The organism is Verrucomicrobiota bacterium, from assembly GCA_019247695.1.
GTDB lineage: Bacteria > Verrucomicrobiota > Verrucomicrobiia > Chthoniobacterales > JAFAMB01 > JAFBAP01.
In genome coordinates this window covers 19,396-33,957 of the sequence record JAFBAP010000160.1, presented here as the reverse complement: position 1 = coordinate 33,957, position 14,562 = coordinate 19,396, and the positions used below count along the sequence as shown (strand labels likewise).

13 protein-coding genes are annotated in these 14,562 nt (G+C 60.6%); 12 read left to right on the top strand and 1 reads right to left on the bottom strand.

What is annotated here, in order from left to right:
- Positions 1-415: 415 nt before the first annotated feature.
- The 12 genes from JO015_19545 (at position 416) to JO015_19490 (ending at position 14,257) form a co-directional block, all read left to right on the top strand.
- The gene (locus JO015_19545; protein ID MBW0001295.1) at positions 416-1,135 is read left to right on the top strand and encodes a J domain-containing protein; all 720 of its coding nucleotides are present in this window, start codon (positions 416-418) and stop codon (positions 1,133-1,135) included.
- 88 nt (positions 1,136-1,223) lie between these two features.
- A complete protein-coding gene (locus JO015_19540; protein MBW0001294.1) occupies positions 1,224-2,165 on the top strand; it encodes a branched-chain amino acid ABC transporter permease in 942 nt (313 codons plus the stop codon).
- On the top strand, positions 2,162-3,181 hold the full coding sequence (locus JO015_19535) for a branched-chain amino acid ABC transporter permease (GenBank protein MBW0001293.1): 1,020 nt from the start codon (positions 2,162-2,164) through the stop codon (positions 3,179-3,181). Before JO015_19540 ends, JO015_19535 begins: the two co-directional genes overlap by 4 nt.
- Entirely contained in the window at positions 3,178-3,954 is a 777-nt protein-coding gene (locus JO015_19530) for an ABC transporter ATP-binding protein (protein ID MBW0001292.1), read from the top strand. The genes JO015_19535 and JO015_19530 overlap by 4 nt, the downstream gene beginning before the upstream one ends.
- Positions 3,955-3,956: 2 nt before the next feature.
- Positions 3,957-4,667 carry an ABC transporter ATP-binding protein gene (locus JO015_19525; protein ID MBW0001291.1) on the top strand — a complete coding sequence of 237 codons (711 nt, stop codon included), beginning with the start codon at positions 3,957-3,959 and terminating at the stop codon, positions 4,665-4,667.
- A 273-nt stretch (positions 4,668-4,940) separates the two neighbouring features.
- Complete coding sequence (locus JO015_19520) at positions 4,941-5,903, top strand: sulfate ABC transporter substrate-binding protein (protein ID MBW0001290.1); 963 nt, start codon at positions 4,941-4,943, stop codon at positions 5,901-5,903.
- A 149-nt stretch (positions 5,904-6,052) separates the two neighbouring features.
- A complete protein-coding gene (locus JO015_19515) occupies positions 6,053-8,041 on the top strand; it encodes an ATP-dependent helicase (GenBank protein MBW0001289.1) in 1,989 nt (662 codons plus the stop codon).
- A 148-nt stretch (positions 8,042-8,189) separates the two neighbouring features.
- Positions 8,190-9,266: a hypothetical protein gene (locus JO015_19510; GenBank protein MBW0001288.1), complete on the top strand. Its 1,077-nt coding sequence runs from the start codon at positions 8,190-8,192 to the stop codon at positions 9,264-9,266.
- On the top strand, positions 9,263-9,523 hold the full coding sequence (locus JO015_19505; protein MBW0001287.1) for a hypothetical protein: 261 nt from the start codon (positions 9,263-9,265) through the stop codon (positions 9,521-9,523). Before JO015_19510 ends, JO015_19505 begins: the two co-directional genes overlap by 4 nt.
- A 373-nt stretch (positions 9,524-9,896) precedes the next feature.
- On the top strand, positions 9,897-10,157 hold the full coding sequence (rpsO, locus tag JO015_19500) for a 30S ribosomal protein S15 (GenBank protein MBW0001286.1): 261 nt from the start codon (positions 9,897-9,899) through the stop codon (positions 10,155-10,157).
- A gap of 318 nt (positions 10,158-10,475) precedes the next feature.
- Positions 10,476-12,620, top strand: a complete 2,145-nt coding sequence (locus JO015_19495) for a polyribonucleotide nucleotidyltransferase (GenBank protein MBW0001285.1) — start codon at positions 10,476-10,478, stop codon at positions 12,618-12,620.
- Positions 12,621-12,709: 89 nt separating this feature from the next.
- A complete protein-coding gene (locus JO015_19490; protein ID MBW0001284.1) occupies positions 12,710-14,257 on the top strand; it encodes a glycosyltransferase family 39 protein in 1,548 nt (515 codons plus the stop codon).
- A gap of 41 nt (positions 14,258-14,298) precedes the next feature.
- Here JO015_19490 and JO015_19485 read toward each other — a convergent pair whose 3' ends face one another.
- A complete protein-coding gene (locus JO015_19485) occupies positions 14,299-14,514 on the bottom strand; it encodes a hypothetical protein (GenBank protein MBW0001283.1) in 216 nt (71 codons plus the stop codon).
- Positions 14,515-14,562 lie beyond the last annotated feature (48 nt).

Below are 14,562 nucleotides of genomic sequence, written 5' to 3'. Positions count from 1 at the left end.
GAGTTCGGAGTTCGGAGTTCGGAGTTCGGAGTTCGGAGCGGCATCATGGGGGCCGGTTGCCGGTGTCAAGCTCCGGTTTCGTGGATCTTTTTCTGCGTTCTTCTGCGTGTTCTGCGGATGATTCGGTCTTCGCACCGTGTGAACGTGACCCTCGGGAAATCGAATCCGGCTGTACGACGCCTCCGAGCTCCGAACCCCGAACTCCGAACTCCAAACTCTTTCCCCCCTCTTCCCGCCGTGTTCGCCGTGTGAACTCTTACGTTGTGCCCGCCCTCTCCGCTGTGCCCGCAGTGTGACCGTGTGACTGAACTCCGAACTTTATTTTTCAGGCCGGATCACTCAACATATATAAAGTGCGCCGCAGCACGAGCGGCCGCTTTTTTGGCAGTAGAGACAACGGAAGCGGATGAGCGGTATGAAGAAGGATTATTACCTCATTCTTCGTTTGACCCCGAAAGCCACTGCGGACGAAATCCGATCAGCTTACCACCGTCGCGCCCTGGAAGTTCACCCCGACGTTTCAGGCGGCGACAGTGCCCCGTTCCGGGAACTCCAGGAGGCTTACGCCGTGCTGAGCGACCCGGCCCAGCGAGCTGTCTACGACGGTGGGGCCGATGAAATCCCGATCCGGCGCGGTCCCGCCGGGCCGGGAAGATCGGGGGACGTGATCTTGCGCCGGCAGCAGGCTGAGCCGTTGACGGAGCCCCGATCGGCAGCGGGTTTTGAAGACATCTCGCTGTTCCGGTCGTTCGAGACTTGCTCCCCTTCCCTCGAGGAGACCTTTGAACGGCTCTGGAGCAATTTTACCCGGCTGACCCGGCCGAAAGCGGAGCGGATGGAAGGATTGCAGGTGGAAGTGCCGCTGTCGGCCCGGCAGGCGTTCGAGGGCGGGGCGGTGCGCCTGCTGGTGCCGGCACGGATGATTTGCCGGGTGTGCGGCGGCCGTGGGAACGTCGGGCCTTGCGAATGCCTCCATTGTGAAGGGCATGGAGTCTTGACCGGAGAGTATCCGTTAACAGTGAATTACCCTGCCGGCTTGCAGGGAGACTATATCGCGCGTATACCCCTCGATCGTCTTGGCATCCACAACTTACATCTTATCGTCCGGTTCCGGCCGGCCGAGACCGGTTGGTAAAGCTGCAACGCGGGGAACACCCGGGGAGAATGGCGGCCAAGGACGAATCGGGGAGATCCGCAGGGCTGGTGTTTGATTGATGGAACAAATTACCCTTTTTCTTCAGCAACTGCTTAACGGCATCTCCCTGGGATCCATCTACGCCCTCATCGCCCTCGGTTACACGATGGTGTACGGCGTCCTTCGGTTTATCAATTTTGCCCACGGCGACATTTACATGCTGGGCGCCTTTTCCGGGTTCCTCGTGGCCCCCCTGATTACCCGGTTCATCCCCCTGCAGCAGTACGACGCCTTTACGGCCCGGAACTTTTTCATCATCGCGTGCGGGGCCGGGCTGGTGATGCTCATCTCGATGGCGATCTGCGCCATCATCGGCGTGCTCATCGAAAAAATCGCGTATCGCCCCCTGCGCAACCAGCCGCGTCTGACGGTCCTTATCACCGCGATCGGCGTCTCGCTCTTTATTCAGAACATGACGCAGTACTTCTTCGGGGCGGAACCGAAACCTTTCCCGCAGCTGATCCCGGTTCACCCCATTGAGGGACTCGGCGACCTGACCGTCCTGACCACCCAGGCGGCCATCATCATCTCCACGATCGTCCTCCTGATTCTGCTCCGGTTCATCGTCATGCGCACCAAGCTGGGCATGGCCATGCGGGCGCTGTCGCTCAACCCCACAGCCTGCTCATTGATGGGCGTCGACATCGATGTGGTCATCTCTTTTACGTTTGCGCTCGGTTCGGCACTCGCCGCGGCGGCGGGCATCCTGGTCTCGCTCGACTCGCCGTCCATCACGCCGCTGATGGGGAACCTGCCGGGCATCAAGGCGTTCGTGGCTGCGGTGCTGGGCGGCATCGGAAACATTCCGGGAGCAGCCATCGGCGGCTTGCTCATCGGCATTTTGGAAACCCTGGTGGTCGGGTACCTCCGGCCGGAGTTGCGTGATGCCATCGCTTTCGCGGTGCTGATCGTGATCCTGCTGTTCAAGCCGACCGGCTTGCTGGGACGGGTGGAACGGGAAAAAGTATGAGCCGGGCGCGCCTGAGCTTGGGGGCTTTTCTCCTTTTTCTGCTGGCCGTATCTCTGACCACCGAAGGCGTTCTCGCCGGAACGTTTGCCTACTACTATGACGTCCTGATTACGATCGGCATCAACGTGATCCTCGCCGTCAGCCTCAACCTGGTCAACGGTTACACCGGCCAGTTTTCTCTTGGACACGCCGGTTTTATGGCGGTGGGCGCCTATACGGCCGCCAGTTGGTCGAACCACCTGGATCCCGTGATTGCCGGGGCGCTGAGCGGGATCGGTGGCCCGGTCGCCACGAACCTTTGTCTGGTCATTTCGATGCTGCTGGGCGGGTTGCTGGCTGCCCTGGCCGGCTTGCTCGTCGGCATTCCTTCCCTGCGGCTGCGGGGCGATTACCTGGCCATCGTGACCCTGGGGTTCGGTGAAATTATCCGCACGGCCATCCTTAATACCGATTTTCTCGGCGCCGCGCGCGGCCTGAGCGTCCGGGGCAATTACACGAACCTCTTTTGGACGTACGGTCTGGCCGGCATCTGCGTCTACACCGTTCTGAGCCTGGTCAACTCCACCTACGGGCGCGGATTTTTAACCGTCCGCGATGACGAGGTCGCGGCCGAGGCCATGGGGATCAACACGACCCGCTATAAGGTGGCGGCTTTTGTCGTCGCAGCATTTTTCGCCGGCATCGCCGGCGCGTTGTACGCCCATTTCAAAGCGTTCATCACGCCTGAAGGCTTCAATTTCTTCCGGTCGGTGGACGTGGTGGTCATGGTCATCCTGGGCGGCATGGGCAGCACCCTCGGGGTAATCCTGGCAGCCGCCCTGCTCACCATCCTGCCCGAAATTCTGCGGGCCCTGGCGCACACGAGCTTTATGCCGCCGGCGTTCCAGGGCCTCCTGGAAAACCGGCTTATCGTTTACTCATTGCTGCTGATAGTCCTCATGCTCACCCGGCCCGAAGGACTCTTCGGCGATCCGAGCGCCGTGCGCCGGCGCCTCATCCGCACCCGGCCGAAATGACGAGCAAACCCCTCGAACTGCAGAATTGCACGATCCGCTTCGGCGGCCTGACGGCGGTCGCCAACTTCTCCATGGTCGTTGGTCCCCGGGAGCTGGTGGGGTTGATCGGCCCGAACGGGGCGGGGAAGACCACGGTATTCAATATGATCACCGGCGTTTACCGACCGACCGAGGGGCAGGTCGTGTTTAACGGCGAACGCCTCAACGGCCTGAAACCGTTCGTCATCACGGCAAAAGGCATTGCCAGGACATTCCAGAACATCCGCCTGTTCCCTTCGCTGACCGTCTTCGATAACGTACGCGTCGCGTTCAATGTGCACCTTGCCCACGGGCCGCGTCATGCCTGGTGGCGCGGCGCGAAATTCCGCGCCGAGGAAGCCCAAATTGAGGCGAAAGCGCTCGAGTTGCTTAAAATCTTCAACCTCGACCGGCACCGCGACGTCATGTGCAAGAGCCTGCCGTACGGCGACCAGCGGAGGCTGGAAATCGTCCGCGCCCTGGCAACCACCCCGAAATTGTTGCTCCTCGACGAACCGGCCGCCGGGATGACGCCCACCGAAAAGAAAAACCTGATGCGCCTGATCGAATTTATCCAGGAGCAGTTTGATATCTCCGTGCTCCTCGTCGAACACGACATGCGGGTCGTGATGGGCATCTGCCGCCGCATTTACGTGCTCGATCACGGCATCAAAATCGCCGAGGGCGCACCTGAGGCCATCCGGCGGGACCCGAAGGTCATCGAGGCTTACCTCGGCGAAGAACCGGAAGCTTGAGCATGCTGGAAGTCCAGGACCTCGAAGTCGCCTACGGCTCGATCACCGCACTGCACCGGATCAGCCTCAAGGTCGAGAAAGGAAAAATCATCACGCTGGTCGGCAGCAATGGGGCCGGCAAATCGACAACCCTGCGCGCCATTTCCGGGCTTCTGAAGGCGCGCGCCGGCAAAATCCTGCTGGGAGGTGAGGACATCACCAACCGTCCGCCGCACCGGATCGTCGCGCTCGGCGTGACGCAAGTGCCTGAAGGCCGGATGATTTTCTCGAACCTGACGGTCCTGGAGAATCTGCGGATGGGCGCTTACCGCCGGTCGGACAAAGATGGTCTGAAGAAAGATTACGATTACGTCTTCAACACCTTTCCGCGGCTTAAAGAACGCGAGCACCAGGTGGCAGGCACCCTGAGCGGCGGCGAACAGCAGATGCTCGCCATCGGCCGCGCCTTGATGAGCAAGCCGCGGTTTCTGATGCTGGACGAACCGTCGCTCGGGATCGCGCCGATCCTCGTGAAGACGATTTTCGCCAAGATCGTTGAAATTAACCGTGAACTCGGCATCACGATCCTGCTGGTGGAACAGAACGCGAACCTCGCCCTGGAAATTTCCGATTACGGTTACGTGCTGGAAACGGGCCGCATCATCCTTGAGGATGCCTCGAGCAAGCTGAGGGCCAGCAGCCTCGTGCGCGAATCCTACCTGGGCGGCGCTTAGAGCATCCACAGATTACGCAGAAAAATTATCCGCAGAACACGCAGACAACGCAGAAGAAGAGAGAGAGAACATCCACGGACTACACAGATTAAGGGACGGCCGGGCAGCGTTGCCGTTCTTTACTCGTGGCATTTCACTTCACACCAGCCTCCAGCACCCAGGATGCCTCTCCGAATTCCGAACTCCAAACCCCGAACTCCGAACCCTGCTCGGCACCCGTTACGCGTTACGCGTTACCCGTTACTCGCCACGGTGTATCCGCTTGTGGCATTTGTGGCATTTGCTGTGGCGGCATTTTCTGTTCAGGCCGACACGCTGCTGAATGCGTCTTACGACCTCTCGCGCGAGTTTTACCGCGACGTCAACGCCGCGTTCGCCGGGGTCTGGCGGCAACGTACCGGTAACGAGCCGGAAATTGAGCAGTCGCATGCCGGCTCCAGCGTTCAAGCTCGGGCGATCATCGACGGCCTGGAGGCCGACGTTGTGACGCTCAATCAGGTGACTGATATCGACGTCCTGGTGCGTGCCCGACGGGTCGCGCCGGATTGGGCCACCCGTTTTCCCTACCACGCATCGCCGTATCGCTCCGTCATTGTCTTTGTCGTCCGGGCCGGCAATCCGAAAAGCCTCAGAAACTGGAACGACCTGGTCAAGCCGGGAACGGAAATCATCGTGGCGGACCCGAAGACGAGCGGAACCGCACGGTACGCTTTTCTCGGCGCTTACGGGTACGCCCTGCGGGCGTCCGGCGGGGACCAAAAGGCGGCCGAAACGTTCCTGCAAGAGTTTTGCCGGCGCGTGCCGACGCTCGATACCGGGTCGAGAGGTGCCACCACGACTTTTGCCGCGCACGGCACGGGTGACGTGTTGCTGACGTATGAGGCTGAGGCCGGCCTGATCCGGTCCCGGTTCGGTTCGGATCAGATCGACGTGGTTGTCCCGCCGCTCACCATGCCGGTTGATTTTCCGGTCGCCCTGGTGGAACCCGCGGTACAGGAACACCACAACCGGGAATTGGCGCAGGCTTACCTGGACTTTCTCTTCTCAACCGAAGCCCAGCAGATTGCGGCCAGGTTTTATTACCGGCCGAATGATCCGGCCGTCGCGGCGCAGTATCAGGGAAAATACCCATCGGCCGAGTTGATCGACGTGGACCAGGCGTTCGGAGGGTGGGGCGCGGTCCGGCAAATGTTCTTTGCGGATGACGGCCTCTTCCACCGGATCTGGAACCGGTAACCGGTAACGCGTAACGGGTAACGGGTAACGGGTAATGAGTAACGCGTAACGCGTAACGGGTAGCGGGTAATGAGTAACGGGTAGCTGGTGACGAATCCCTGATAACCGGTTACTAGTTACCCGTTACCAGTTATCAGTAACGCGTTAAGATGCCTCGCGAATATCACCTCAAACAGCTGCCGACGGTCGCCGCGAGTTCGATTGATTACCGGGCGGAACTGAACGACCAGCAATACGCCGCCGTGACGGCGTCTCCCGGACCCGCTCTGGTTCTGGCCGGCGCGGGCAGCGGGAAAACGCGAACCCTGACTTACCGGGTTGCCTGGCTGCTGGACAACGGCGTGGAGCCTCAAAGCATTCTCCTGCTGACTTTTACCAATAAGGCGGCTCGCGAAATGCTGGCGCGGGTGCAAACGCTGCTGCCGCTCGAGACCCGGGCAATCTGGGGCGGCACCTTTCATTCGGTTGGGAATCGTCTTCTCCGCCGGCATCCTCAGGAGGTCGGCTTCCGGCCCGGGTTCACAATCATGGACCGTGAAGATCAGCAGGACCTGTTGAGCGCCGTCATTGCGAGTTCCGGCATCGATACCCGGCAGGTCCGGATTCCCACGGCGGAAGTGATGGCCGACATGTTCAGCTTTGCCTTGAACACGGAACGGCCGCTGCCGGTCGTGCTCGCCCAGCGCTACAAACGTTTCGCCCCCCTGACCGCCGAGATCGCCTCCATCCAGGAACAATACGAGGCGCGAAAACGGGCCGCTAACGCGATGGATTTTGACGACCTGCTGGTTAAAACCGTCCGGTTGCTCCGGGAGAATCCAGGTATCGCCGAGTTCTACCAGCGCAGTTTCCAGTTTGTGCTGGTCGACGAATACCAGGACACCAACAAACTCCAGGCCGATTTCGTCGACCTCATCGTCCAGCGTCACCGCAGCCTGATGGTGGTCGGTGACGACGCGCAGTCCATCTATTCGTGGCGCGGGGCCAATTACCAGAACATCCTCGATTTTCCGAAGCGCTACCCCGAGGCGGTGATTTACAAGATTGAGACCAATTACCGGAGTGTGCCGGAAGTTCTGTCCGTGGCGAACGCGGCCATCCAGGCCAACACGAAGCAATTCTTCAAGACCCTGCACGCCAACCGGCCCGAAAGCGCCCTCAAGCCGGCGGTCGTCCCGCTGCTGGATAACAACCAGCAGGCCAACTTCGTGGCTCAACGGGTTCTCGAGTTGCGCGACGAAGGCGTCGAACTGAACGAAATGGCCGTGCTCTACCGGGCTCATTACCAGTCCCTGGAGGTACAGCTCGCCTTTACCCGGGCCGGAATTCCGTTCTTCATCACCAGCGGGCTGCGCTTTTTCGAACAGGCGCACATCAAAGACGTGGCGGCGTTCATGAAGTTCGTGATCAACCCAGCCGACGAAGTGGCCTTTAAACGCATGGTGCGTCTCCTGCCGGGAGTGGCGGCCAAAACGGCGGAAAAGCTTTGGGGACAGCTCAACGGTGCGCCTGAAGCGGACCGGACAAAATTCAGTTCGTGGCTGGCGCATGGCTCCGTAAGTGAACGATCCAGGCGCGCATGGCAGCAATTGATCTACACGCTCGACGAAATTGCCCCGGAAGGTAAACCGGCCGGGCCGGCCCAGATGATCCGTACAATCCTGGAAGCCGTTTACGACGACTACCTTCAAACCAAGTACGCCAATTACGAGCAGCGCCGGGAGGACCTCGCCACACTCGAAAGTTTCGCGCGGACGTTTTCCGATGCCGTCGAGTTCCTGAGCCAGCTCTCCCTCATGGCCACGGGAGATACCGAAAACATCGGCGGCGAGGAGGAAACCGAAAAAGTGACGCTCTCGACGATCCATCAGGCCAAAGGGCTCGAATGGCGCGTGGTGTTCGTCATCTGGATGACCGACGGCATGTTTCCCAGCTCGCGGTCGCTTGATTCCCTGGAGGCCGTGGAAGAGGAGCGCCGCCTTTTTTACGTGGCCGTCACTCGCGCCAAAGACGAGCTCTACCTTACCCACCCGTTGAGCTGGCCCAATGGCGCCCCCGACCAAAGGTTGCAACGCCCCAGCCGGTTTTTGAAGGAGATCCCGGCAGCGCTGCTGGAAGAGTGGACGGTCGGCTTCTGAAACAGTGATGGGTAACTGGTGACGCGTAACTGGTAACGGGTAACGGGTTCGTTCACACGGCGGGAAGACCGATTTCGAACGCCGACCCCCCAACTCCGAACTCCACTCGTTACCCGGTACGCATTACCAGTTACCCATCACTGAGCTTGTGGCATTTTTCCGGTTGTGGCATTTGTGGCATTCAATGGGCAGGTACGTTCGTGCGATTTTTGCGCCCGTCATGGGCGTGGAGTGGACAAACGAAGCCCTGCTTGAGGCGCTGTTGCCGCACCTGAGGGTGCTGCCGCTGGAGGGCTCCGAACGTCTCAGCCTGGAAAACTTCGTGCGTCTGCTCCTGATCGGCCTCCGGAGCCGGCGAATCCTGTGTCCGGATTTTCTGGAACTGCGCAGTTTTTCGGATCACGCCGCTGCATTCGAAACGGCAGTCACGGAAGCCTTGCGGGCGTTGCGACGGGAGTTGGAGCAAACGGACGCGCCGGGCGTTTTCGACGCGGTCATCGCGATTTCGAGTACCGGAAATCTGTTGCCCGGCATGGCCGACCGCCTGGCCGAAGCCTGGTCCGACCGGGTCCGGCCGGAAGCGCTCCTGGTGGATGTGAACAACGGTGGATGCACGAGCGGAGCGCGCGGCCTGCGGCTGGCTTCGAGGCTCGGTCCGGAGTATAAGAACGTCTTGCTGGTCGTCGTTGAAGTCCCGACTTCGTTGACCGATCCGTGCTCGACCGACCGGGCCAATTGGCAGGGACTTTGCACCTTCGGCGATGGTGCGGCGGCCGTCTGGCTCTCCGATGAACCCGCCCCGGGCGCCCTCGAGATCGCGCAGGTTTACTCCTGGCATAGCGGTCTGCCGGAGTTGATCCGCTGGCGGTACGGATCAAACTATTACCGGTTTGACGTCTCTGACCTGGGAGGCTTCGAACAAAAAGTCAGGAACGCCGTGTTCGCAGCCATCGGGCATTTTGGCTGGGAACGCGGGAAGGCTGACGCCTGGGCGCTGCACCCGGCGGGCATGATGCTATTGCTTAGCCTGGCAAAGAAACTGGGCATCGAACGCCAGGCACTCGAGCCGTCGATCCGGCATTTTCGTAGATTTTCCAATATGAGTGGCGCAAGCCTTTTGCACATCTTGCGCGATCTATGGATCAGCAACGCGAAGGACTTGCGCTGGCTGGCCATGGGCGCGGGTTTTCACGTCGAAGCCGGAGGGGGAAAGGTGATCGAATGAGGAAGCTGAACCGCGAAAAGGTGCTGGCGGCCATGGCCGAATTCCTGACGCATCACTTCCCGGAAACAGTCGCCGGCGAACTCGAACGGCTGACTGCCTCCCAGCTGATTCATCAAAGCCTCGAGCTGGTGGAGTTTGTCCTCCACCTTGAAGACCGGCTCGGTATCGAGATCAACATCAACGACCTCGGCGAAGCCCTGATCACGAGTACCTTCGGAAAACTGGCCGACCGGCTTGTGGAAATCGGAAACGGGTAGGGAGTCCGGTCACACAGCGGGCACAGCGATCGGGCGGGCACGACGGAAGAGTTCACACGGCGAACCACGGCGAACCACGGCGGGAAGAGGGGGAAGGGAAAAGAGTTCGGAGTTCGGAGTTCGGAGCGGCAGCATGGAGGGTGGGTGCGAGTGCCAAGCTCACAGTTGCCCAGGGTTTCTTAATCTGTGTCAATCTGTGTAATCTGTGGATGTATTCTCTTTTCTGCGTGCTTCTGCGTGTTCTGCGGATGATCGGGGGAGATTGGACCCGGTGATATGACGTCTCCGAACGCCGAACTCCGAACGCCGAACCCCGAACTTTTACCCTTGCAGCCCGCCCGTTTGCCCCTATGTTGCTACCCTTTCTTCACCTATGCCAACGAGCGAAAACATCGATCTGGGTGCGTTTCGGCTGCACGAGCAGGATACCGGGAGTGCCGACGTGCAGATCGCACTTTTAACCCGCCGGATCAATCAGCTGACTGAGCATCTTAAAGGGCATCGCAAGGATCATTCCTCCCGTCGCGGTCTGCTGAAACTGGTGGCTACCCGGCGGAGTTTGCTGGATTACCTCAAGCGCACGTCGCAGGACCGGTATAAGACGGTTATCGAGAAGCTCAACCTTCGTAAATGATTACGCGCCGCTTGGGGGGTGGCAGCAGCGGTTTTCCCGAATCGCGGCGGCGCAGGCGCAGGCTTTTTCCAAGCGGGCGCTTGAGAAATGGCCGAAATGGCGTAGCTATTCAAGGCTTGGTTAATTCGTAGTTGACCATGCGTTGCAGTACGCCAAGCCACACCTTCTACAAACCCGCAGGGAGTTGTACAACCCTTAATAACCTCTACGTGTCGCCGACTCCGGCCTTGATCTTAGGTCCGAACCCCGAAACGCGGGTTCGAGGCTCGGACCTACGAGTAAAGGCCGATGCGTTTGTGAGCACCTGGGGATCCGCACATGCATCACAGCGTTTCTAAACTCATTGGCACCGCCAATCTTACCTTCGAGTCCGGCAAACTCGCAAAACTTGCCGATGGATCAGTTACGGTTCGTTCCGGCGACACCATCATCCTGGTCGCAGCCGTGTCGGCCACCAGCATCAAGGAAGGCCAGGATTTCTTCCCTCTAACGGTCGATTACCGCGAGAAAGCGGCCGCCGCCGGCAAGTTTCCGGGCGGTTATTTCAAGCGGGAAGGCCGGCCCTCCGAAAAGGAAACCCTCACCGCGCGCATGACGGACCGGCCGTTGCGTCCGCTGTTTCCAAAAGGGTACTTTTACGATACCCAGGTCATGAGCGTCCTGCTCAGCGCTGATGGCGAGAATGACCCCGATATCCTGAGCATCAACGGGGCTTCGGCCGCCCTGGCCGTCTCCGATATTCCGTTTGACGGCCCGATCGGTGCGGTCCGTATCGCCCGGATCAACGGCGAATTCGTGGCCAATCCGACCCACACGCAACGTCAGGCCAGCGACCTCGACCTGGTCTACGTGGGCACCTGGAACGACGTGATCATGATCGAAGGCGCGGCCGACGAAATGGCCGAAGAGGATTTCATCCGGGCACTGGAGTATGCGCATCCTTTCGTGCGCGAAATCATTTCCGCCCAGAAAGAACTGGTCGACCGCGTCGGAAAACCAAAGCGTCAGGCCGAGTTGATCGCCGTTCGCGAGGAGTTGCTGGAGGTGGCTTACCAGGTGGCCGGCGACCGGATCGAAGCCGCCCTCTACAGCTCCGGTAAAGTGGCCCGCACCAAGGCGGTGGACGCCCTTCATAAAGAGGTCGAGACCGCGGTGCTGGAGCGTCATCCGGATGCCACGCCGTTCGACATTTCCCAGGCGTTCGATTACCTGCAAAAGAAGGCGTTCCGGGTCAGCATCCTGGATAAGAAAACCCGCTGCGACGGCCGCGGCTTTTTTGATATCCGGTCGCTGCAGGCCGAGGTCGGGTTGCTCCCGCGTTCGCATGGTTCGGCACTTTTCTCCCGCGGCGAGACGCAGGCGCTGGCGCTGGCCACGCTGGCCTCAGCCGAAGAAGCCCAGATGCTGGACGGGTACACCGGCGGCGACCTTTCAAAACGTTTCATCCTCCATTACAACTTCCCGCCGTTCAGCGTCGGTGAAACCGGGCGCGTGGGGGGCGCCAGCCGCCGCGAAATCGGCCACGGCGCATTGGCCGAACGCTCCATCGCGCCGGTCATCCCGCCCGAACTCGATTTCCCGTACGCCATCCGCGTCAGTTCCGAGATCATGGAATCGAACGGCTCAACCTCCATGGCTTCAGTCTGCGCCGGGGTGATGGCCTTGATGGATGCCGGCGTGCCGGTCCGCCGCCCGGTGGCCGGCATTTCCGTGGGGTTGGTGACCGAGTACGAGGGGGACCGCCTCACCCGCTACACGACGCTGACCGACATCATCGGTTCCGAAGACCACTTCGGCGACATGGATTTCAAACTTTGCGGTACCCGCCAGGGGATCACCGGCTTCCAACTCGACCTGAAGCTGACGGGAATTTCGCACGCGATCATGGCCGAAGCGATTCGCCAGGCACGCGATGCCCGCATGAAGGTGCTCGACGTCATGCACGCCGCCATTACGGCGCCCCGCAAGGAACTGAGCCCGTACGCCCCGCGGATTGAAACCGTGAAGATCCATCCGGATAAGATCGGGCTGTTGATTGGTCCGGGCGGCAAGACGATCAAGGGCATCGTCGCCGAGACGGGCGCGGAGATCAACATCGACGATGACGGTTCGGTGCACATCTACTCCGCCAATCGCGACAGCCTGAACCGGGCCAAGGAAATCATCACCGGCATGACGAAGGAGATCGAGGTAGGCGAGACCTACCACGGCCGCGTCGTGTCGATTAAGGAGTTCGGTGCGTTTGTCGAGGTTTTGCCGGGTAAGGATGGCCTGGTCCACATCTCCGAGATGGCTGACTTCCGCGTCAAAAACGTCGAAGACGTCGTGAAGGTAGGTGACCTGATCTGGGTCAAATGCATCGGCATCGATGAAAAAGGGCGCGTGAAGCTCAGCCGCAAGGTCGCCATGCGCGAGCGAAACGCTGAAGCGGAATCGGCCCTCCAGGAAGAAGGCGCCGTTTAAGTTCAGAAAGGAGTAGCGTTCAGCGCGGGTCCGGGTATCGGTCTCGTTTTGCCGTCCCTTGAAAAAATTACGGGACGCGCAACCCTGACGTGGGTACGACTGCCGTGCTGAAACGTTCGCTTCCATTTCTCCTGATCGTGGCAGCCTGGGCCGGTATCTACCTGCCCGGACTCGGTTCCCTTGAAATCCGGGGTGAGGAAGGCCGCCGGATTCTGCCGGCCGTTTCAATGCTCGAAACGGGGAACTGGCTCGTGCCCCGCATCGACGACGTGCCGTACCTGAGGAAGCCGCCGATGGTTAACTGGCTGGTCGCCACCAGTTTCATCCTCTCAGGTCGCCGCAACGAGTGGACGGCCCGGTTGCCGTCGGCGCTGGCCATCCTCGCGCTTGGTCTCGGCGTGCTTATCGGCCTGCGACGGTGGCTGGGAACCGATCACGCCGTGTTCGCGGCCCTGGCGGTCCTGACTACTGCTGAACTCATCGATAAAGGCCGGTTGATCGAAATCGACGCGCTGTACGCGGCCGCTTTCGGCCTGGCAGTCGCCGCCTGGATCGGGCTCGACGGGAACTCCAGCCGGTTCCGGTGGGTCGTCTCCGGTTTTTTCCTGGGGATCGGCTTGCTGCTTAAAGGGCCGTTGCTCCTGCTGTTTTTCTATCCGTTCGTCACCATCGTCCTGGCCCGCTCCGGGAAGCTTGCCGCCCTCTGGTCGCCCCAGCACCTGGCCGGTTTGGCGGTGATGCTGCTGGTGTTTGCGGCCTGGCTGGTGCCTCACCTGCTGAACCCCGAAGCCAAGGGCGCCGTCAGCACCTGGTCCAGCCAGTACGCCGAGCGGTTTGATTGGGGTGATTACCGCCCGGCAAATACGGTGATCAATCTCGGGCGCGCCCTGCTGAATTTCCTGCCCTGGCTGTTGCTCTTGCCCTTCGGCCGCAACAATCGCCGCCTCGAAGACCGGCCGCTGCTTGCCGGCCTGGAATGGGGCGCCCTGGCCACTTTCATCCTCGTCATGCTTTTGCCGGGCGCGCTGCCGCGTTACGCGCTGCCGCTGGCTGTGCCCGTGGCGGTCCTGGCTGCGTACCGGCTTCGCGAAAATTCCGGGCTGACGGCGCCCGTCATCCGCGTCGTGCTCGCGGGCTTGATCCTGATCGTGCTCGCCTCTTTCTGGCTGCTCGTGGCGCCCGGTGGCCGCCAATACGTCATTCCCGGCGCCATGCTCGCTTTGGGAGCGGCGATCTGGTTGCACTTCGAGGACACTCCGCGGATCAAGACCCTGAATTGGGCCGCCGGTGCCCTGGCCGTTTCGGCGACGTTGTTTTACTGCGGAAAAATTCTTCCCGAACTGCGGCACCGGGAGTCGCTGCGGCCCGAAGCGGCCAGAATCGAGAGCTTCACCCCCGGGGATAAAGTTCTTATCTATGCCGCGGGATTGGACACGCCGCACGTGCTGTTCTATTTGCGCACGCCGCACCGGTTGGAACCGGGAGTTGACGCCGTGCCGGCAGACGCGGAATACCTTTTGGTTGGGCGCGCGGAAGTGGACCGGGTCAGGCAGCGGTTCGGTGAGCGCGCCTCGGAGTTGTGGCGCCACCAGGAACGGGGCGGGAACCAAACATTCCTGTTTCGTGTTAGGAACTAGCGGAACCGGTTCTCGGGTGCTCCGGCCGTCTCTCCCGTCGTTTACCCTTTAACTCTTCTCACTTTCCCGCCGTGGTCGCCGTGTTCCGCTATGGCGCCGTGTGATTCTTTTACGCCGTGCCCGCCGTGTGCCCGTGTGAACTCCGTCGTGGTGCCCGCCACCCCCGCCGCGCCCGCCGTGTGGCCCGTAACCACATTTCTGACGGTTTCATTCAGATTCTTTTTGCCATTAGAAACTTTAATATTAGCCTCTTTCATCGTCTTGGCTCCAGGGAACCGAAGTTCGTTTTTTTTGGTTGCGTAACC